This window comes from Nostoc sp. FACHB-280 (assembly GCF_014697615.1).
Lineage (GTDB): Bacteria > Cyanobacteriota > Cyanobacteriia > Cyanobacteriales > Nostocaceae > Nostoc_B.
In genome coordinates this window covers 117,344-138,089 of sequence record NZ_JACJSD010000003.1, presented here as the reverse complement: position 1 = coordinate 138,089, position 20,746 = coordinate 117,344, and the positions used below count along the sequence as shown (strand labels likewise).

General features: G+C 41.6%; 16 protein-coding genes. 6 read left to right on the top strand and 10 right to left on the bottom strand.

The window, feature by feature from the left end; all coding sequences use genetic code 11:
• Positions 1 to 22 precede the first annotated feature (22 nt).
• Positions 23 to 472, bottom strand: coding sequence for a nucleoside-diphosphate kinase (ndk, locus tag H6G75_RS03355; protein WP_190590567.1), 450 nt, complete (start codon positions 470 to 472; stop codon positions 23 to 25).
• Between the two features lie 228 nt (positions 473 to 700).
• Between ndk and speA the strand changes: the two genes are divergently transcribed.
• Entirely contained in the window at positions 701 to 2,719 is a 2,019-nt protein-coding gene (speA, locus tag H6G75_RS03350; RefSeq protein ID WP_190978571.1) for a biosynthetic arginine decarboxylase, read from the top strand.
• A 71-nt stretch (positions 2,720 to 2,790) separates the two neighbouring features.
• Here the strand turns inward: speA and H6G75_RS03345 are convergent, their stop codons facing one another.
• The 3 genes from H6G75_RS03345 to H6G75_RS03335 form a co-directional block, all read right to left on the bottom strand.
• Positions 2,791 to 3,957, bottom strand: coding sequence for a sugar phosphate nucleotidyltransferase (locus tag H6G75_RS03345; RefSeq protein ID WP_190978570.1), 1,167 nt, complete (start codon positions 3,955 to 3,957; stop codon positions 2,791 to 2,793).
• A gap of 256 nt (positions 3,958 to 4,213) precedes the next feature.
• Positions 4,214 to 5,041, bottom strand: a complete 828-nt coding sequence (locus tag H6G75_RS03340) for a segregation/condensation protein A (protein ID WP_190978569.1) — start codon at positions 5,039 to 5,041, stop codon at positions 4,214 to 4,216.
• A 239-nt stretch (positions 5,042 to 5,280) separates the two neighbouring features.
• Positions 5,281 to 6,375, bottom strand: coding sequence for an AI-2E family transporter (locus tag H6G75_RS03335; RefSeq protein WP_190978656.1), 1,095 nt, complete (start codon positions 6,373 to 6,375; stop codon positions 5,281 to 5,283).
• Between the two features lie 127 nt (positions 6,376 to 6,502).
• On the opposite strand from H6G75_RS03335, the gene pdxH reads away from it, so the two are divergent.
• Positions 6,503 to 7,147, top strand: a complete 645-nt coding sequence (gene pdxH / locus H6G75_RS03330; RefSeq protein WP_190978568.1) for a pyridoxamine 5'-phosphate oxidase — start codon at positions 6,503 to 6,505, stop codon at positions 7,145 to 7,147.
• A gap of 98 nt (positions 7,148 to 7,245) precedes the next feature.
• On the opposite strand, the gene H6G75_RS03325 is transcribed toward pdxH, so the two are convergent.
• The 4 genes from H6G75_RS03325 to H6G75_RS03310 form a co-directional block, all read right to left on the bottom strand.
• Entirely contained in the window at positions 7,246 to 7,665 is a 420-nt protein-coding gene (locus H6G75_RS03325; protein WP_190978567.1) for a hypothetical protein, read from the bottom strand.
• The gene (locus tag H6G75_RS03320) at positions 7,662 to 8,504 is read right to left on the bottom strand and encodes an FAD-binding domain-containing protein (RefSeq protein ID WP_190978566.1); all 843 of its coding nucleotides are present in this window, start codon (positions 8,502 to 8,504) and stop codon (positions 7,662 to 7,664) included. Before H6G75_RS03320 ends, H6G75_RS03325 begins: the two co-directional genes overlap by 4 nt.
• 169 nt (positions 8,505 to 8,673) lie before the next feature.
• Positions 8,674 to 9,210: a CAP domain-containing protein gene (locus H6G75_RS03315; protein WP_190978565.1), complete on the bottom strand. Its 537-nt coding sequence runs from the start codon at positions 9,208 to 9,210 to the stop codon at positions 8,674 to 8,676.
• Positions 9,211 to 9,364: 154 nt separating this feature from the next.
• Positions 9,365 to 11,659, bottom strand: coding sequence for an FAD/NAD(P)-binding protein (locus H6G75_RS03310; RefSeq protein WP_190978564.1), 2,295 nt, complete (start codon positions 11,657 to 11,659; stop codon positions 9,365 to 9,367).
• A 484-nt stretch (positions 11,660 to 12,143) separates the two neighbouring features.
• Between H6G75_RS03310 and H6G75_RS32780 the strand changes: the two genes are divergently transcribed.
• The 3 genes from H6G75_RS32780 (at position 12,144) to H6G75_RS03300 (ending at position 14,188) form a co-directional block, all read left to right on the top strand.
• Entirely contained in the window at positions 12,144 to 12,299 is a 156-nt protein-coding gene (locus H6G75_RS32780) for a hypothetical protein (protein ID WP_206757367.1), read from the top strand.
• Between the two features lie 10 nt (positions 12,300 to 12,309).
• Complete coding sequence (locus H6G75_RS03305) at positions 12,310 to 12,960, top strand: YqiA/YcfP family alpha/beta fold hydrolase (RefSeq protein ID WP_190978563.1); 651 nt, start codon at positions 12,310 to 12,312, stop codon at positions 12,958 to 12,960.
• Between the two features lie 79 nt (positions 12,961 to 13,039).
• A complete protein-coding gene (locus H6G75_RS03300; protein WP_190978562.1) occupies positions 13,040 to 14,188 on the top strand; it encodes a histidinol-phosphate transaminase in 1,149 nt (382 codons plus the stop codon).
• 59 nt (positions 14,189 to 14,247) lie between these two features.
• Here the strand turns inward: H6G75_RS03300 and H6G75_RS03295 are convergent, their stop codons facing one another.
• Together H6G75_RS03295 and H6G75_RS03290 are read right to left on the bottom strand one after the other, a co-directional pair.
• Positions 14,248 to 14,802 carry a hypothetical protein gene (locus H6G75_RS03295; RefSeq protein WP_190978561.1) on the bottom strand — a complete coding sequence of 185 codons (555 nt, stop codon included), beginning with the start codon at positions 14,800 to 14,802 and terminating at the stop codon, positions 14,248 to 14,250.
• Between the two features lie 847 nt (positions 14,803 to 15,649).
• Positions 15,650 to 16,267, bottom strand: a complete 618-nt coding sequence (locus tag H6G75_RS03290; RefSeq protein WP_190978560.1) for a GNAT family N-acetyltransferase — start codon at positions 16,265 to 16,267, stop codon at positions 15,650 to 15,652.
• An 893-nt stretch (positions 16,268 to 17,160) separates the two neighbouring features.
• On the opposite strand from H6G75_RS03290, the gene H6G75_RS03285 reads away from it, so the two are divergent.
• Positions 17,161 to 20,727, top strand: a complete 3,567-nt coding sequence (locus tag H6G75_RS03285) for a response regulator (protein ID WP_190978559.1) — start codon at positions 17,161 to 17,163, stop codon at positions 20,725 to 20,727.
• Positions 20,728 to 20,746: the final 19 nt, after the last annotated feature.

The window sequence follows — 20,746 nt, the reverse complement described above, 5'->3', positions numbered from 1 at the left end:
TACTTTTGCCTTTTAACTTATTCTATTCGTGCAACCAAGGGAAAATATGTGGTTGCCAATTAACTAACTCTTCATCTTTAAACCACAAAGCAACTTCCTGCTGTGCAGTTTCAGGAGCATCGGAACCGTGAATTAAGTTGCGTCCAATATTGATCCCAAAGTCGCCGCGAATTGTACCTGGTTCTGCGGTTAAGGGATTGGTTGCACCGATAATTTTTCTCGCCGCCGCAATCACACCATCACCTTCCCAGACCATCGCTACAACTGGGCCAGAAGTGATAAATTCGACTAAGCTACCGAAAAAGGGGCGTTCCCGGTGAACACCATAATGTTGTTCCGCCAATTCTTTACTTACTTGGAGAAACTTCAACCCCACCAGGGTAAAACCCTTAGTTTCAAACCGACGGATAATTTCGCCAACTAGTTTACGTTGTACGCCATCAGGCTTAATTGCTAAAAATGTGCGTTCCAAAGCTGTCTCCCAAAACTTAATAAAGTTTTTATCTTGTCAATTGTCTTTTGTCCCTTGTCCTTTGTTCTTTGTCAATAGTCTAAAAACAAATGACCAATGACAAATGACAAATTGACGAATGACAATTGACCAATCAGAGTTTATCTCAGAAATCATCGCTGGGTGCATATCCATTACCAGATGAATGCGTTAAATTGTTTATTCGTGGGTGAAACACAGAGGTCAGAAATGGGTGTTGAGTCAACTGCTACATCTGATGAGGTGGTACAACTACCGTCGAATGGTCATAAATCTGAAGTGAAAAATCACAAACAAAAAAAGCTATTACCACCAAGCACTACCGCAGGCGATTTACCTCGTGCCTGGAAAATCGAGGATAGCGAAGCACTATACCGCATTGAAGGATGGGGACAACCTTATTTTTCAATTAATGCTGCTGGTAATGTGACTGTTTCCCCCAAAGGCGATCGCGGGGGTTCTCTTGACTTGTTTGAATTGGTCAACGCCTTAAAGCAAAGGAATTTGGGGCTACCTTTGCTGATTCGCTTTTCTGACATTTTAGAAGACCGCATTGAGCGGTTAAACGCTTGTTTTGCCAAAGCGATCGCTCGTTATAACTACCCTGGTGTTTATCGTGGGGTGTTTCCTGTCAAATGCAACCAACAACGGCATTTGATTGAAGATTTAGTCAAATTTGGTAAACCCCATCAATTTGGATTAGAAGCCGGTTCCAAGCCAGAATTAATGATTGCCCTGGCTTTATTGGATACCCCAGGCGCAATGCTCGTTTGCAACGGCTACAAAGACCGGGAATACATCGAAACGGCGATGTTAGCCCAAAGACTAGGGCAAACCCCAATTATCGTTTTAGAGCAGATTGAAGAAGTTGATTTGGTAATTGCGGCTAATCGCCAGTTAGGGATTAAACCGATTTTGGGCGTGCGTGCCAAACTCAGCACCCAAGGAATGGGACGCTGGGGAACCTCCAGTGGCGATCGCGCCAAATTTGGCTTGACAATGCCCGAAATTATCGAAGCTGTGGATAAATTACGCGAAGCCGAGTTAATCGAGTCTTTGCAGTTGTTACATTTCCACATCGGTTCACAAATTTCTGCCATCAATGTAATTAAAGATGCCATCCAAGAAGCCAGCCGCATTTACGTAGAGTTGGCAATGTTGGGAGCAGACATGAAATATCTCGATGTTGGTGGTGGCTTGGGTGTAGATTATGACGGTTCTCAAACCAACTTCTACGCCTCGAAAAATTACAACATGCAGAACTATGCCAACGATATTGTTGCAGAGTTAAAAGATACCTGTGCGGAAAGACAAATCCCCGTACCAACACTGATTAGTGAAAGTGGACGGGCGATCGCATCTCACCAATCGGTGCTGATTTTTGACATTCTTAGTACCAGCGATGTCCCCCTCCATCCCCCCGAACCCCCACAAGAGGGCGAATCACCAATTATCAATTACTTGTGGGAAACCTACCAATCAATTAACAAAGAAAATTACCAAGAGTTTTTCCACGACGCAACCCAATTTAAAGAAGAAGCCATCAGCCGCTTTAACTTAGGAATTTTGCGTCTCCGGGAAAGAGCCAAAGCCGAGCGACTCTACTGGGCTTGTTGTCAAAAAATTTTAGACATTACTAGACAGCAAGATTACGTACCCGACGAACTGGAAGACCTAGAAAAAATCATGGCTTCCATCTACTACTCCAACTTATCGGTGTTTCAATCAGCACCAGATTGTTGGGCGATCGACCAATTATTTCCCATTATGCCTATCCACCGCCTTGATGAAGAACCAACAAGACGGGGAATTTTGGCAGACCTCACCTGCGACAGTGACGGTAAAATAGACCGCTTTATTGACCTGCGTGATGTCAAATCTGTTTTAGAACTGCACACCTTCCAACCAGGCGAACCCTATTACTTGGGAATGTTCCTCAATGGTGCGTATCAAGAAATTATGGGCAACCTACACAACTTGTTTGGTGATACCAACGCCGTTCACATTCAACTCACACCCAAAGGCTACCAAATTCAACACGTCGTCAAAGGCGATACCATGAGCGAGGTAGTCAGTTACGTGCAGTATGACTCGGAAGATATGGTGGAAAATATCCGCCAACGCTGCGAGAAAGCACTAGAAGAAAAACGCATTACCTTGGCAGAATCTCAAAGGTTATTGCAAACCTACGAGCAAAGTCTCAGAAGATACACCTATCTGAACAGCTAGGAAGTAAAAAGTAAAAAGGCAAAAGGCAAAAGATTACATTTTTCCTTTTGCCTTTTACCTTTTTACTTTCATTAACTCGTGCTTGTCCCCAGCAATTCTTCAATCGCTTGTCGTTCTAGAGGAGTGTGGACTGGTGGTGCTTGACGAGCGTCAGTAATCAACCAGTCTAAAGCAGCAGCTTGCACATCAATAGATGCGCCTGTTTTATCCACGCAATAACGACCAAACACCAGCTTATCAACGAGACGAACACCCGGCCCCAAACGTGACCATTCAAAGATGACGCTATTATCTACAGTTGCGCCACTGCATATCCAACAATTCGGGCCGATCATCGCTGGGCCAACGATTTTCGCCCCATCTTCAATTCTGGTCATTCCACCGATGTAAACTGGGCCAGTGATATCTACCTTGTCCCAATTGATCGCCACATTTAAGCCAGTGTAGATGCCAGGGGCGACCTCATGACCAGGAATTTGGACGTTTTTAATTTCACCTAGTAATACCCCGCGAATTGCTCGCCAGTAGTCTGGTACTTTACCAATATCTACCCATTCAAAATCCATCGGAATTGCGTAGAAAGGCGCACCAATTTCGACTAATTTGGGGAATAACTGGCTACCGATGTCATATTCAACGCCAGAGGGAATGTATTTAAATACTTCTGGTTCAAAAATGTAAATCCCTGTGTTGATATTGGTGCTGAGGGCTTCTTCTACTGAAGGTTTTTCTTGGAAAGCTTTGACACGTCCATCTTCATCAGTGACGACCACACCATAACTAGAAACTTCTTCTAGAGGTACAGATTTAGAAATGATTGTAGCAATAGACCCTTTAGATTTATGCCACTTAACAGCTGCTGTTAAATCCAAGTCTATTAAAGCATCACCGCATAATACTACAAAAGTATCGTCAAAAAACGGCGAGAAATCTTGAATCCGCCTCATTCCTCCCGCAGAACCAATGGCTTCCCCCACCAGTTTACCGTCATCAATTTTGCCTTCAAAAGAATAGGCAATTTGTACGCCAAACCGTTGACCATCGCGGAAATAGTTTTCAATTTCTTCAGCTAAATGGCTCACATTGACCATAATTTGGTCAAAACCATGTTGACGCAAAAGTTCCAGTAAAAATTCCATTACTGGCTTTTGCAAGATAGGAATCATTGGTTTGGGAGTCGTGTAGGTAATGGGACGAACGCGAGTACCCTTACCAGCCGCGAGAATCATCGCTTTCATAAAATTTGTTCCTCAACCACAAGCCAGTTTACTTTCAACGAGTGATACTTAATCATCAGTTTTAGCTCTGTTCTAAGTAACTCCTAGAAACAGGGATAACAGTAATTTACTGGTTATTGCAACCATAGCGAGAGATAGACTATAGGCTTAACCCGCCGCAAGCGATCGCTAATATTCTAAATTTGCTAAAACTTAAAAAAATAGCTTTGGTATCTCTGTGTAACTTACATAATTATTTTTAGTCTGAACTAGTAATTTAGTTTATTGGTTGTTCTACGGATTTTGGAATGTTAACAGCATCTGTAATCAGTCGAATTTGAATTTCTTGGTAAAATTCCGCTTGAAATAGTTCAACTTTAGATTGAGCAGATAACAACAGTAAAGCCCAAAACACGCCAACTAAGTGGCTGTGTTCTGACTCATGGTGAGAATTATTTTGATGTGGTTGCTGGCTTTGAGACCATAATTGTACAAGTTGTTCGAGGGTGACATAACTTTGTTCTTGAAATAATTCGTGAGCGGCACTACGCAGTAATTCCTCCAGTTCTTGAGCAACTTCTGTGAGATTTTCTTGGTGAGCTAATTCTAGCGCCTGCCGCATCGTACGGACACTAGGCTGGCGCTTCACCCGCGCCGGCTTATCAACTTTTTGGACGAGTTTTAGCTGATTTGCCATCAGCTGCAATTGTTCAATTAATTCTTGCAGGGTGACTCGTCGCTTAGGCGGTGGCATTGCCGAAGGGCGGCGGCGTAGCTGTAACTCTAATGGCAAACGACGCTGATGTGAGAAGCCGTTTTCTAAATCAGTTATGCCGTCATCTTCTAAAATTTCTGCGACATCTCCAGATGTTGACCATTGCATTAAGGTATTTGCTTTGAATAACACCAGCATTGATGCCGACAAAAAGGCTTGACCAGATTGAGATAAATCAGCTTCGTAGCCTTTTGTTGTCGCCTCCGGTGCCATAAATTCTAAATAACGGTCAATTACCTCTATCACCTTGACATCCCAAGGGTCTATTTCCCCCCGTTCAGCTTGGTCAATGAGGAGTGTTATTGTCTCTAATAGCTCGGAAGCATCCATTCTGATTTCCGAATTATGGAAGGTGTGATTTGAGGTCGATGAAACAAATCCCAGCAAAATAGTCTAGTTAATTTAATTATTTATGGACAAACTAATATATCATCAGGCTTTTATACTGGTATTTCAGCAAGATAACTTAATAGTCATTTGTCATTAGTGCTGAGTAAAACATTCTTCCCCTGCCCCTTGTCTCCTTTGTCTCCTTTGTCCCCCTGCTCCCTGCCCCCACTCCCTAATTTCTAATTTATCCGGTCTTCTGGTGAGTCGTGGGAAATGGTGAAAGGTGAGACGAAATTACCTCCTTTGTTGGTTTTGATGGCATCAAATGTGCCTTTAATGGTGCCAGCGATGGGAACAGCCACAAGTGTACCTAACAATCCCGCAATTTCAAATCCAATCAAAATAGAAATAAAAATCCAAATGGGGTTGAGACCGATAAAGTCACCGAGTAATTTGGGTGCTAAGAGATTATCTTTAATTTGTTGCATAATCATTGCAGCGATCGCAACTTGCACTCCTAACCAGCCATTTTGCAACATCACTAAAATTGTCACCAACCCAATGCCCAAAGTTGCGCCAATAAAGGGAATCAATTCTGATATGCCGATAACTATGGCAAATAGTAAGGCAAAAGGCGCTTTCATCACAATAAAAATTGGGGTGAGAGTCACCACCATGAATAAGCCGAGTAACAATTGACTCAAGAAAAATCTTTGAAAATTTAGCTGTAGAGATACCGTCAAAGGTACACCAATGTGAGAAGGCAAAAGATTGATTAAACCGAGCCAGACGCGATCGCCATACAAAAGCATATAAAATGCCAGTACAACCACCAGTACAATATTTAATAAGCCCGATAGTAAAGTCCCCGCTACACCCACCGCCCCAGATGCTAACTGCTGGACTATGTTTTGTATACTGGCATTAATTTGATTACTCAGTACTCGTAAATCTAAAGGTAAACGGCGCTTTTGGGCAAATGCTTCTAGTTGTTCTAAGTTGGTTTGACTTGCAGTTAACCAATCAGGAATTTTATTTAACAGTTGAATTGTTTGGTCAATCACGATTGGGACTAAAGTCACACCCAAAATGACAAACAATGTTAATGTCACCAACAAAACTATGATGACTGCCTGTGTTCGAGTGATGCGGGCGCGTTCAAAAAACTTCACTGGGTAATTCAGTAAAAAAGCTAAAATCGCCGCAACACTCACAATCGTGATGGGATGCTTAAAATAGTTGAAGAGTATTGATAGCAGCCCAACATTGAGAGCGATAATCGGGCCGCTCAAACCGTAGAATAACAAAGTTTGCAGAGAGGCTGAACGGCGCATTGGATTTAATTGCTTGAGACGGTTATGGAATAAATTTGGGTAACTGGCATTGATACCAGCCATCATTTATAGATATTTTTAACTAAGCCCTGTATAAGTGTATCTGTTATAGAGGAAATACATAACGATGAATACCACCATAGCTGACCTCCGCAAAGACTACACATTACAAGACTTAACTGAAACTGAAGTTGACCCTAACCCATTTATACAATTTAAAAAATGGTTTGAGCAGGCATTAGCAGCGCAATTGCCAGAACCCAATGCCATGACTTTAGCTACTGCTACACCTGATGCTAAACCTGCGGCAAGAATGGTGTTACTCAAAGATTTTGATGAACGAGGTTTTGTTTTTTTTACTAATTACGACAGTCACAAAGGACAAGAACTCGCAGAAAATCCTCAAGCAGCTTTGGTTTTTTGGTGGGCAGAATTAGAACGACAAGTACGAATTTGTGGACATGTAGAAAAGGTTTCCGAAGCAGAGTCAGACAAGTATTTTGAAAGTCGTCCGCCTAATAGCCGCTTAGGTGCTTGGGTTTCTCATCAAAGCGAAGTTATCGAAAGCCGAGAACTCCTAGAAAAGCGAATGGAACTGTTTCAGAGTAAATATGAAAATCAAGAAGTTCCCCGTCCCCCTCATTGGGGAGGGTTAAGAGTGATTCCTTCTGAAATTGAGTTTTGGCAAGGTCGTCCTAGCCGACTACACGATCGCTTGCTTTATACTCTTTTAGATGATGGCAGTTGGAAGATTGAGCGGTTATCTCCTTAGAGGCAGGAGGCAAAAGGCAGGGGAAGAATGTTTTACTCAGCACTCACACTTCGACTACTTCGGCTGCGCTCAGTACAAGTTCGCTCAGTGTACAGCACTCAGTACTCAAAAACGTACTTCTCTGCTACTTTCCAATAGCGGGAGAAGCGTTTTAAATCAATGTAGCCGTCATATTCAAAAAATGGTTCTACTGCTAATACTTCTAACTTTAAAGAACTCTCTATTTCATCGCAGATATCATCAAATCTGGGACTGGGACTTTCGGCTGTCACCACCAAATTAGCATTGTGTTCTTTGGCAAAGGCCAAAATTTCTTGGGCAACATTGCCGCGGCGAATTTCTACGGGCAACTCTAGCAAGCATTCATAAATAAAAGCAATGCGTTTCAGGCTTAATTGCCATTCTTCAATTAAAGCATCATCCCATACCCAAATTGCCGGGGCATCGGGGTATTCTTGAAATGCGGGGTTGGATGGACTGAGACAGTCGCCGTGTATCCAGATAATTTGTTTATTCATTTTTTCCCTCTCGTGCCACGCTGCCAACTTTGACTATTTGGCTTTTTCGTAAATTCCCCTTTAGGAAACAACTTCTGTTCTAATTCTTCGTAGCTACCTTCAAAATCACAATGTCCGTATAGCGGGCATTTTTGACAATAGGCACCTTTGGTATAGCGTTCTAAATTCTCGCGGTTGAAAAAATATGGTTTATGGCTAAATGTGCTGGCTACCCATTGCCAAGACATATTATTACTGGCAGGATCGCCATCTAACAGATGTTGCAAAAACCACTTAGCCCCAGCTTGCCAACGGATACGCCGCCAATGAACAATGTAAGCAGCTAACCACATCCGCCCGTGGTTGTGCAAGTAGCCAGTTTCTCGCAATTCTTGGCTGAAACTGTCAATACAAACTCGCTCTGTGCTACCTGCTTGAATGTCTTGGGGTAGTTCTGGGGCATATTCTGAGGCTGTGTAACCTGTTTTATATTCTTCTTGGTCTTGCCAGATGCCATTGCCTAGCTTGACATACAATCTCTGCCAATAATCACGCCAGCCTAATTCGTTAATTAGTTTAGTGGCATCCTCTGGCTGTTGGACATGATCTAATACATACTCTCGGATTTCGGCTAGACTTAAAACCCCATAGCGAATATATGGCGAAAGTTTTGTGACTGCACCTGTAAAAAAGTTACGGGTTTTGCTGTAGGTGGCTGGGTCTACTTTTTGTAATGCTTTTTGAGCTGCTTTGCGTCCGCCAAGAGTATTACTAATATGGTCGTCACGTTCTGCGGCTTGAGGAAACTGTTCACGCAGATAAGCTATTAATTCATCGCGGCTAGTAAATTTACGTAGCATGAATAAAGAGTCTGACAGTTGATTTGCTGAATTTAGCACAATACCTTAGTTAAGTTCTTGCACCAAGCGTCTGAAGTTGCGGTTCATCTTGCACCAAACAAAACCCGCACTTCGACAGATTGTTGCGGCAATGGTATTGTTAGATACTACATAATCTCAGCAAATCATTTTATCTAGTCAGCAAGAAAATTTGTGTTAAGTAGACTTCACCTTGCTGATTAGTAGCTACACCAACTCCAGTTAAGTTGTAATTGCCTTTGATATTCTTCAAATGTCCAGGACTTTCTAACCAACCAATTACAGCTTGACTAGCAGGATTGCTGTATCCTTGGTTGACTGCCACATTTTCGCCTGCACTATTAAAGCGAATTGAAGTAGCCATAACACGCTTTTCAAATCCGTTATGGCTAAAGGGAACTTTCCCCTTAGCCATATTTTGACTGTGAATCCTAGCTTGTCGGGAGATATTCGCATTCAAAGTTAACTTTGGTAGTTTTTTAGAAGCTCGATAGCGGTTGATTTGTTCAAAAACGGATTTTTCTAAGGCAGTGGTGTTAAAAGTAGTAGTTGATGAGGCTAGTTGACTAGACGCTATTGAGTGATTTGTGCTGTTGGTAGATGAGTGGCTTGGTATCGGAGTAGTGATAAATCCACTAGCAAGGACAAGCGTACTTAAAGCGATGCCAAAAGCAGGTTGTCGTAACATGGAGAATTACAAAGTATAGATGATTAAGACCTATACTCTACCTTCGACTTCCTAGAATCTGTAACAGGATATTATTAAAAATTGCTCAATCTGGGAAAGAAGGGTTAGGGATTAGGCGCTGGATTGTCCAGAAGGTTCAAAATTTCACTCTGTTTTAGATATACATAGCAAAGTAATCGTTGTAGATTTCTGTATTCGTCATGACAGTTAGTTCTATTTGTTTCTGTTCTGCATCTGTAACAGGTGTTGCAACTGTATCCACGCTTTCTTGAGGAATAAAATCACCACAGTATTGATTTGCAGGTAGGGCTGCATTCATTTTTTGGGGATAACTCAATTTGAGATTATTCATGATGGTGATGAATTGGCTGCGGTTGCGAACGCTAAATCTGGAGTTGAGGCGTTTTTCTTCACCAATTGTCGAAACTGTGCGTCCTTTGTAGTCGTGGGCTGGATATACCAAGGTATCATCGGGCAAGGTGAACAAGCGTTGTGTTACCGCATCATACAAAGTTCCTGGATCACCTTCTTGAAAATCTGTGCGTCCACAACCCCGAATCAATAAGGCATCACCAGTTAACAGGTGAGTTTTGTTGACTAAATATGCGATGTGGCTGGCAGTGTGACCTGGTGTAAAAATTGCTTCAATGATTATTGAGCCAATTTCGAGAATTTCACCACCCACAAGGGAGCGATCGGCTTTTGTCACCGCCGGATTTTGCGGCACAATTATCTGACAAGCTGTTTTGCGCCGGAGTTGACCTGCCCCGGTAATATGGTCAGCATGAAGGTGAGTTTCTAGGCAATAACGTAGTTTTAATCCCAATTCTTCTAGGGATTGCAAATCGCGGTCAACTTGTTCTAATACAGGATCAACTAATACTGCATCTCCTGTTTGTTGATCAGCAATTAAATAAGTATAGGTGCTGCTTTCTGGGTCAAAAAATTGCCGAAATAAGAAGTTTGATGGGGATGAATTAGGATAGCTGCCTTGGCTATTGGATAACGGCATTGTCGGAATTGAACGCACCCGCACTGGTAATGAATCCAACAATGTTTGTGCTAATTTCTGTGCCTGTACCCGTAATTCTGGAACCGCGATTGTTTCCCACAAGTCGCCTTTGCGGGGAGTTCCCAAGGTATAAAGTAAGTTGGAAACAGTATTATCGGCGGTGTATAAAGCACCATCTATATTTGTATCTAGCCCTAAACCGATGCTATTGGGACGGACTAATTTTTGCGATCGCAAATTATCAATTAGCGGATGAGGCGAGTGGCGATAATCTGCGGCTACCCCTGTGCAGTTCACAACTCGATTCACCTGTAAAACAATATTCTTCTGGGTTTTGCGCTCAGATATGGTAACTGCTACACCTTTGGGTAATGGTTGATATTCTTGAATTCTTCCGGCGGAAATGATTAATTGACCAGAATCCACCATTTCTTTGATGACATCTGCGACTTTTTGGGCAATGCGGTGACGATGGACATCCCAATAAGGTGTGATATGACTCAAAAAACGCTGCTTTTCTAAAGTTGGTAGTTTTTGCCAGATTTGTTGCGTCAGAGGGCGTAGAGAATCAATCACAGCCCGCCAGTCGTAACCTTGGGCTATAGCATATTTGACTTCTTGTCGTAGTCGTCTTACCCAACTTCGTGCAGTATTGGGTGCAGTTTCGAGAGTTAACCAAGCTGGATAAGGTTGAGAGGCTTGATGTTGTTGCGGGAATAATCCCCGACGTGACACAGCATAAATTTTGCCTTGATGCTGGCGATCGTGCAGAGATAACACCATATCCACCATTGTCAATCCGGTACCAACTAGCAACACAGAAGCATCAGGATCAAGTCCTGCTAGGGCATCGGCTGACCAAGCATTTCGCCGATGACTTTCGTTGTTAGTATTGGAATGATTACTGGCTGGAGGTGTGAAAGGTGAGTTTCCTAAAGCCAAAACGACTTTATCTGCATGAAAACAGCGGCCGCTACGCAAAGAGATAATTGCAGCTTTGTCTTCTGGTTCGATTCCGACAACTTCATCTGTTAAACGTTCGAGGTGTACGTCATTAGGTGCAGTTGCTTCGGCTTCTGCCAAAATTGATTGAATATATAAACCATAAACCTTACGTGGGATAAAGCTACTAGGATTAACTTCTTCGGTAAAAAATGGTTCTAACTCGTTTTGGTTGTAGTACAACCACCGCAGTAGATGTCCAGGGTCATGAGGAAATGCACTCATATTCCCTGCGGACACATTCAGTAAATGACAGTTAGTATCTGTGCTGTAGGCAATGCCTTTACCAATTTGATGGCTACGCTCAATCAGCTTGATAATTAGGGGCTGGCTGGCAGTTTTCATCAGGTGCGTAGCTACTAGAGAACCACTAAAGCCTCCGCCAACAATAACTATCGTGGTTGGAGTGTGGGTAGTTAAAGAATTAGGCTGCATAGTAGTCTCGTATCAATAGTTACAGAGAGTTGGTCAAGTCTGTTCACTAGGGATAAATCTATTTCCAACCCAGCCAACAAAATTCAGACTTGATCTCATATAAATTCTCATAATACGCTGAATTCAGTCCAAAAATACATTTTATCGGTAGAAAAACCGTATTTGTCAAATGATGCAGCTAATATCAATACATCACAAATGAGTCACAATAACTGCTGCTAATAATAAAAATGCCCTTACTCAAGGGCAACAGGTTACGCATTTAGGAAAGAAGAACGCTGACGATCAAATCTAAATTTTGGATTTATAACAGTTTTAATACCACTTATTGTATATCGGAATATCGGAGTTTGCAAGTGTAAGTTTGGATGAACTTGCGATTACTGTTGAAACATTAGCCTATTGACATCACAATATTGCAGACAAGTTACTAAGCTGTTAAACATTTAAGAAAGCATATTGAGTCCGCAGGGGAGCCAGCGCGTTGCAAAAGTTACCTCCGTTGTCGCAACTGTTGTTGGGTTTCCCGACTTGTAGACGCGCTCTGCGTGGCTTCTCGCAGAGTAGCGACTGGCGTGACGGGTGTAAGGGAGAAGGTTTAGAGCTTTATTTACCATTAACAATAGTGCAATTTAAATGACAATTAACTTATGAACTTCTTCCCGGACTGGCAATACATCTATCTTCATGGGTTTGCTTCTAGCCCAAAATCTGCCAAAGCCCAGGCGATGGGCGATCGCTTTCATCAAATTTCCATACAGCCAAATATCCCTGATCTCAATGCTGGTGATTTTTCCCAGTTGACCATTACCCGCCAAATCAATCAAGTAGCAGCACTCCTTGATAATTCAAAACCAGTTACATTAATCGGTTCTAGTTTAGGTGGTTTGGTCTCTGCTTATTTGGCAGAACAATACCAGCAAGTGCAACGCTTAATTTTGTTAGCACCCGCTTTTGGCTTTTTATCTCATTGGTTGCCGAAGCTAGGAGATGAAGCGATGAAGCGTTGGCAACAAGAAAACTATCTCATGGTTTACCACTATGGGGAAGAGCGATCGCAGCCTCTAAGTTATGATTTCGTAACAGATGCCCAGCAATATCAAGAGGATATGTTGCAGCGTCCATTACCAACACTGATTCTGCACGGTAAACAAGATGAGGTGATTCCAATTACAGCTAGTCGTAAATTTGCAAACTCTCGTCCTTGGGTAAAGTTAATAGAACTGGAGAGTGATCATGCTTTAGGCAATGTCACAGAAGAAATTTGGCAAGCAATTCGCCTCTTCTGTCAGTTACCGTAAAGCGGTAAAATATGAAACCTACCGTCAAGCACTTTCTTAGTCAGAAGAACAAATCACTAATGACTATCAACTAAAAATTATGCTTCCTTTTATCCGGTCAGATTTAGCCCAATTTACGGCTTATAAACCTCACCCTAGCAGTAATACAGCAGAACCAGTCGCCACACAGTTTGATCGACTGGATACCAATGAAAGCCCTTATGATTTGCCCGCTGAACTCAAAGAGAAATTAGCCTGGACATATCAGCAAGTTATAGAAACCAATCGCTATCCTGATGGTGGTCATGAGTCACTCAAAGATGCGATCGCAGAATATGTCAATGAATCAGCTAATCTTGCTTCATCAGCGTTGACTGCGGCTAATATTTCTGTGGGTAATGGTTCTGATGAACTAATTCGTTCTTTATTAATTGCCACCTGTCTTAGAGGTGAAGGTTCAATTTTAGTTGCCAATCCCACTTTTTCTATGTATGGGATTTTAGCTCAAACCTTGGGTATAAAAGTGGTGACAGTAGGCAGAGATGAAACAAACTTTGAGATTGACCTAAAAGCAGCACAAACAGCCATTACCCAAACGCAAAATCCACCAATTCGAGTAGTTTTTGTTGTACATCCCAATTCTCCCACGGCTAATCCACTCACTGCGGCAGAATTAGTATGGCTGAGAAGTTTACCAGAGGAAATTTTAGTAGTAATTGATGAAGCTTACTTTGAGTTTAGCCAAAATACTTTAGTCGGGGAATTGGCACAGCGTCCCAATTGGATAATACTACGAACTTTTTCTAAAGCTTTCCGTTTAGCTGCATTGCGTGTGGGTTATTGTGTTGCTCATCCAGAAGCGATCGCTATTTTAGAGAAAGTCCGCTTGCCTTATAATCTTCCTAGCTTTTCACTAGCCGCTGCGTTAGTAGCTTTACAAAATCGCCAACTTTTACTGAGTTCAGTTACGCAAACTCTCAATGAGCGTGACAGGCTGATTGCAATTTTGGCACAACATCCCGCCTTACAAGTAGCAGACAGCGCAGCTAACTTTCTTTATGTGCGTCTCAACCCCAATAGTTCTGTTGCCAAAAATCTTACCTTACAAAGTTTACATCAACAACTCAGCAACTCTGGAACTCTTGTTCGGCTACTGAGTGAGGCATTACGAATCACAATTGGGACTCCCGCAGAAAATTCCCGTACCTGGGAAAGACTACAAGCTGCTATGGCAAATTTTGAATCTTAACTATGCTCAAGTAAAAAATACTGCCTCGTAAGTCATCCAGACTCAATATTATGTTATGGCTAGTAATTAAATCTGCCATCAACTTCACTACCAAAACGACGTACTATCCCTACAGTTTGAGGAAAGACACCCACTAAAAGCGCAAAGGCTGCATCCGGTAAATCAGCCACTATTTCTGGTGGAAAATATTGGTCAAACTGATCTAAAATCTTTTGGACTCGCTGTTGCGGCACAGGATTTTCGGTAATTTGCTTAATTAAACGAATCCATTGTCGCCGAATTAAATAGGCTTTCTGACGTTCTTCATACGATTCGGGATCTAATAATGATAAATTGCCGATGGGCAGAACCATTTGGCAATCACTGTCATATTCTCCACCAACAGCTGCCCCCGGGCCAGCAAATTCGGCGTGGTATTGTTTAAAAAGTATTAACCCATTTCGCTTTCGACTATTAACAATAAAAACTTTTCCGCTATGCAGAAGGTTTAAAGTATCCGAGCCGCAGGATTGCTCAGTTCCATCTGGCATAACAAGATGGTTCAGAAAACTGGTTTCAGGGTAATAAGTTGATACCATAGCAGTTTGATAGCGCGTTGGCTGTTCGCTATCCATGTTTTCTATAACTTTTGAATAATTTGGTAGTTTGATGCACGTCAAGCAGTAACTTGGTGTTAAATCAAATTAGTTTTTTTGGTTATCTTACTATCAAGAACTTTTTTTCAATTTAATAACAGAGATGAATTAGATCCTACTCAGTAGTTATGTAACCATATTTTATGAGATATGGCTGAATTTGTCTTCCAACTAAACTATCAAAAAATTAAAGTTTTTATAAAGATGAAGAAAATGAATACAAAGTTATTATGAGGAATAATTTATTTAGCGTAATTTTACCGATGGCTTCAACATAGTCAATATTGTATATTGAAGATTTGAGATTCTGCGTTGATTAAATAAGGATAAGTTGTGATTTTAAATCATTTAAAAATATAAAGCATTTTGTCTCACAGTAGCAAGTAAACCTAGGCTATATTTTCTATTTTCTGTTTTTCCAAGTGATTTAGATAAAATATGATTATTACTATAGTAATCCGGTTTGATTTTTGAAATTATCTATGCAGATTGGGAGTTGGGAGTAGTCAAGAGTATTTTGTTAAGTAATACTTTTTTCAGAAATCAAATATAAATTTGAATATATAACTAAATATATTTTAGTGAAATTTATATAAAAATAACTTTATCCTTAATCCAAAATTCAGTGTAATTGAATTTGGCGATGATACAGTTTTGACGATTAAAAACCAACTTAGAATTAAAGCGTAGGTTAAAACTCTTGGGTGTTTGATCCTAGCTAGAGAAGAATATGTATAAGAAAATTACGCTTCAAACTGCGATCGCTCCATCTTTCTGCCATAGCTTAAAATATATTCATGGCAATTTCTGGTTCAGAATTCAACAGTCAACAGGCTGAATTTGGCGGTAAGCATTTATGCAATAAGATTTGACGAGATTGCTGGAGGAAGAAAAAAGTCCAATTGGATTCTACCTGACACATCTTGTAACCTAATTTGCAATACAACTGTCTTGCCTGATGGTTATCTTCTAAAACATGGAGATATAAATCTTGAAAACCCCATTCCTGACAAAGTTTTTCGCAACTCAGCAGTAACTTTGAAGCTACACCATGCCGCCGATATTTTTGGTCAACAGCTAGATTAGACAGATAAATAAAACTTCTGCCATTTTTTCTCCATGAATCAGGGAAACGCAGTCCCAATTCTACAGTTCCCACTAAATTATTAGCACCAGTCACAGTAGTGTGAACAGCAACTAAACAAATATGATGGGGCGCAGGTGAAGATAAACGATTTCTGAAGTCTTCGTAAATACCCAAACGTAACAAGGGAAACGCCCATCCCCAGAAACCGGTTTGGGAGTGAAAACTTTCTGCAATAATCTGGGAAATAGCTGTTAAATCACTAGTTGTAGCTGCACGAATTTGGAATTGTTGAGCAGCTTGCTCTGCGGCTGATGTTAGTGGTTGTTCGTGAGATGGGTCAAAAAACCAGGATGTCAAGGCTAGTTTATTATTAATTGTATTTTACAAAAATTTTCTCAAATATTCTAAAACACCGTTTGCTACCTTCAATACAATTGTTTTATTTACTGGCATATCCGAAAATTATTTCGGTAGCTGAGGTTCTTCTGTAAGTTAATAACACACTTAGCATCATTTTGGGCAACCAATAACGTCAAGTTTTGAACTACATTTTTAGGAGAAATGAGTGCTTAGTTACTATATAACTTATTAGCGATATAAAAGTTTAGACTTATATTTTTACCGTATTTATACTGAAAAAATTGCCCAAAAACATTTGGAATAATAATGCAGTTATTTTTTTGGCGATCGCCTAGATAAACTAAGTACATGCTGTAATAGTTAAAGCAGCATTAATCTGTGACAGCCCCATGTCACTTTTCTAACTGGTGGTTATGATTGCTAAATTAGAACAAATAATTAGTCTAATAGTATACTTTGCCTTCAACACTCATCGTTGTGACCTAGCTCACTCTCCTATGACCAACATAAATAAAATTTACCTGCAAATGTTATTACAGCAGCGACAAAGGGCAAACTTAATATGCAGCTTCAGTTAGCTTTTCCACCAGACCTGAACGTTGTATCTCATCAGCAAAAGTTTTCACAGGAGGTGAAACAAGACTTGAAAAGCAAGCATCTACTCTGTAGTACAAAAACTAACCACCCCAACAACTGTGCTGTATCAGAGCGAGTGGCAAACATTACCACATATTGAGGCTAATTACTGTGAGTAGATACTCTTACACCCAGCATTTGTGTAGCCAGAAAACCCGATTGGGCAAAATGCTCTGCTCTTACCTGATTCAGAAAAATTACCTCTTGAGCAGATTATTCTTTATTCAACTGCTGTTGCAGCAGGAAAGCGGTGCATGAAATCTCAAGTAAACAGTAAGCCGAAAATTTTGGTTGTTGATGACGAACCAGACAACCTAGATTTGCTTTACCGTACTTTCTATCGTGATTATAAGGTGTTGCGGGCAACCTCTGGCCCGGCGGCACTAGACCTGCTGGCAGAAGAAGGAGAAGTCGCAGTGATTATCTCCGATCAGCGGATGCCGATTATGAGTGGTACGGAATTTTTGAGCCTGACAGCAACTCAATATCCAGATATTATTCGGATTATTTTGACTGGCTACACTGATGTGGAAGACTTAGTAGAAGCCATCAACGCGGGTAAGGTATTCAAATATGTCACCAAACCCTGGGAAGCTGAAGAACTCAAAGCAGTGGTACGCCAAGCTTTGGATACCCACAATGTTTTAAAAGCTCGCACCCGCGAACTTACCCGTACCCTGCGTCAAGAATCGCTGCTGAATACAGTTACAAATACAATTCGCAGTGCTTTAGACTATCGGCAAATTTTGCAAGCAATTGTCGATACTGTCGGTCACATGTTAGAGGTGGATGTTTGCCTATTACGTCCTTTTCAAGATGAACAGTTAGCAGACGAAGGATTTATCTACCAAAAACTGCCCCAGACGCAAACAGAAACAATCTCAGAAATTTCTGGAGATACCGCAGCCACATCCTTCTCGGCTTCAGCTGCTTTATTAGCGCAAACAGTCTGGGAAACCCGTGAAGTTCAGGTAATTCACGATGTAGCTACAGATGAGCGCATTCAAGGAGACGTTCCCGAACTACAACAAAGAGGACAAGCTTTTGCGACTGCAAATATTTGCTCTAGCTTAGTTGTACCATTGATTTGTCAACAAGAATTGTTAGCAGTACTAGCACTGCACCAGTGTCACGAGTGCCGTCTCTGGGGAAGTGAAGAAATTCAGCTAGTAACAATGGTGGCAGATCAGGCGGCTCTGGCTTTATCTCAAGCGTATGCTTATGAACAAGTACGTGCTTTAGCGAAAAGAGAAGCACTGATTAATACAGTGACAACCGCAATTCGCTCTAGCTTAGACCCACAAGATATTTTTGCTGCAATTACCCATCAATTAGGGCAAGCCTTACAAGTTGATGGCTGTGCGCTGTCTTTATGGACAGAGGAAGATGAAGCTGTTCAGTGCGTGGGTTTATATGATGTTTTTCAACATTCTGACCATACACTCAGACCAGGGCAGAATTCTAATTTAAATATTAATCTTGACTTAATATCTCAAAATTTCCCTTACTCAACGAAATCTCCTATTAAAGATAATCCTTTGTTGCAAGAAATTTTGCGGACACAGGAGCCAATAGTCATTTCTGATATGAGTGTCTGTCCCTTGGAATTGAAGGGTTTGGATTTGCCGGTGAAAAAGCCAGCCAGATCGCTGATGGTTGTGCCTTTGTTAGCTGATGGCAAATGTATTGGTAGTATTACTTTACGGGAAGGGCGAAAAGTCCGGACATGGGTATCATCTGATATTGAACTAGCTAAAGCAGTAGCCGCGCAAGCCGCGATCGCCGTACAGCAGTCACGCCTTTATCAAAAAACTCGTGAACAAGCCGAGCGTTTATTGGAATTAGATAAACAAAAAACCGAGTTTTTCCAAAACATCTCCCACGAATTCCGCACCCCAATTACCTTAATTCAAGGGCCGTTAGAATCGGCAGTGGCATCTGGTGAAGGATTATCTCATGCCCAAAGTGCGATCGCTCTACGCAACTCTCGCCGTCTGCTGCGGCTAGTCAACCAATTACTCGACTTACAACGCTTAGACGCAGGCCGAATGCAACCGAGTTTTCGTCCTTGTGATTTAGTCGAATTTGTTAGCCAAATTGTCGAGTCATTTCGTCCCTACTGCGAGAAAAAACAACTGCATCTCGCTACTGATTTTGATGCCTGTCCCAAGGTTTACCTAGATATGGAAAAATTTGACAAAGTGGTTTACAACCTGCTGTCAAATGCCATGAAATTTACACCAGAAGATGGCACAATCAGCGTTACACTGCAACATCACAACGAATACTGCATTCTGCAAGTCAAAGACACAGGAATTGGCATTATTCAAGAGCAGATTCCGATGTTATTTGAGCGATTCCGCCAAGCTGAAGGCTCAGAAAACCGTTCCTATGAAGGTAGTGGACTGGGTTTGGCCTTAGTCAAAGAATTGGTAGAACTGCACGGCGGTAAAATCACTGTAGATTCAGTGTACGGTGAAGGAACTACTTTTACATTGTGGTTGCTGACTGGGCATGAACACCTACCCATCAATCAAGTATTGGAAACACCAGCTGAATTAAACACCAGCCGTGCCACTGTGGAATTAGCTGATTTGGAACTGATAGAACCAACCACTGAAAAGTTGCAACACATCACAAAAGATGTATCATCTGTGCTGCTGAATCAGAATTCATCTGTCAATAACTATCCGGCGGGGGTTCCATCTGTGGCAGATTCCAGCACACAGCAAAATAGCCGTCACTCAATTTTAGTTGTTGACGATAACCCAGATTTACGAACCTACGTATCTGATATTATTCGCCGCAACGGCTATCAAGTCCACACAGCGCGTAATGGTTATGAAGGATTTGGTGTAGTCCAAGAAATTGTCCCCAGCTTAATTGTCACAGACTTGATGATGCCTTTGGTAACAGGGCTAGAAATGATTCGGATGATTCGCTCTGATGAGAAATTAAAAGGAATTCCCATCATTTTGCTCACCGCCAAAGTAGACGAAGAAACTCGCATTGAAAGCACAGAACATGGTGCAGATGCTTATTTAGCCAAACCATTTAACGATCGAGAACTGCTGGCAGAAGTCAGGAATCTCTTAGCCTTAAAGGAAAATGAACGACGGGTTTTGGAACTCAATACTTATCTGACAGAATCAGTTCTCAAGCGATTTCTACCCAGTGTATTGGTGCAGAAAGCCGCAGCTGGGGATTTAACTTTAGATTTACGTCCTGAACCACGGTTAATTACAGTTTTGTTTAGTGACATTGTTGGGTTTACTCAGTTAGCCAATACTCTCAGGTCTCGACGGGTGGCAGAATTACTGAATGAATATTTAGAATGTATGACCAAAGTCGTGTTTGACAATGGCGGCACTGTAGATAAATTCATGGGAGATGCAATTTTAGCTTTATATGGAGCGCCAGAAGAACTCACCCCGAATGAACAAGTACGTCGCGCTGTCAACACTGCCAGAGGAATGCACCGTTCACTAGGACAATTAAACCAGCGTTGGCGAGACCAAGGTGTATTTGAAAGCGATGGACGTTCTGGCGTACAGTTTCGCTGTGGAATTCACCAAGGTACAGCCGTTGTCGGTATGTTTGGTAGCGCCGAACGCGCTGATTATACTGCCATTGGGCCAAGTGTAAATATTGCCGCCCGGTTGCAAGCTGCCGCTGTTCCCGGTACGATTTTGGTTTCGGCAGCTGTGGCAGATTACTTACAGGATGAAGAAATTACCAAAGGTAGCCCATTAAAACTCAAAGGAGTTGATGAAACTGTCCTGACTTTTGCAGTTTCGCCAGATTTAGTAGTTAATCGCTAAGATCCAAACGGAGTCCTTA

Bases quoted from the DNA above. Each gene is read 5' to 3' on its own strand.
- speA (WP_190978571.1), top strand. From the start codon at position 701: ATGGGTGTTGAGTCAACTGCTACATCTGATGAGGTGGTACAACTACCG.
- H6G75_RS03345 (WP_190978570.1), bottom strand. From the start codon at position 3,957: ATGAAAGCGATGATTCTCGCGGCTGGTAAGGGTACTCGCGTTCGTCCC.
- H6G75_RS03340 (WP_190978569.1), bottom strand. From the start codon at position 5,041: ATGGATGCTTCCGAGCTATTAGAGACAATAACACTCCTCATTGACCAA.
- H6G75_RS03335 (WP_190978656.1), bottom strand. From the start codon at position 6,375: ATGCGCCGTTCAGCCTCTCTGCAAACTTTGTTATTCTACGGTTTGAGC.
- pdxH (WP_190978568.1), top strand. From the start codon at position 6,503: ATGAATACCACCATAGCTGACCTCCGCAAAGACTACACATTACAAGAC.
- H6G75_RS03325 (WP_190978567.1), bottom strand. From the start codon at position 7,665: ATGAATAAACAAATTATCTGGATACACGGCGACTGTCTCAGTCCATCC.
- H6G75_RS03320 (WP_190978566.1), bottom strand. From the start codon at position 8,504: ATGCTACGTAAATTTACTAGCCGCGATGAATTAATAGCTTATCTGCGT.
- H6G75_RS03315 (WP_190978565.1), bottom strand. From the start codon at position 9,210: ATGTTACGACAACCTGCTTTTGGCATCGCTTTAAGTACGCTTGTCCTT.
- H6G75_RS03310 (WP_190978564.1), bottom strand. From the start codon at position 11,659: ATGCAGCCTAATTCTTTAACTACCCACACTCCAACCACGATAGTTATT.
- H6G75_RS03305 (WP_190978563.1), top strand. From the start codon at position 12,310: ATGAACTTCTTCCCGGACTGGCAATACATCTATCTTCATGGGTTTGCT.
- H6G75_RS03300 (WP_190978562.1), top strand. From the start codon at position 13,040: ATGCTTCCTTTTATCCGGTCAGATTTAGCCCAATTTACGGCTTATAAA.
- H6G75_RS03295 (WP_190978561.1), bottom strand. From the start codon at position 14,802: ATGGATAGCGAACAGCCAACGCGCTATCAAACTGCTATGGTATCAACT.
- H6G75_RS03285 (WP_190978559.1), top strand. From the start codon at position 17,161: ATGAAATCTCAAGTAAACAGTAAGCCGAAAATTTTGGTTGTTGATGAC.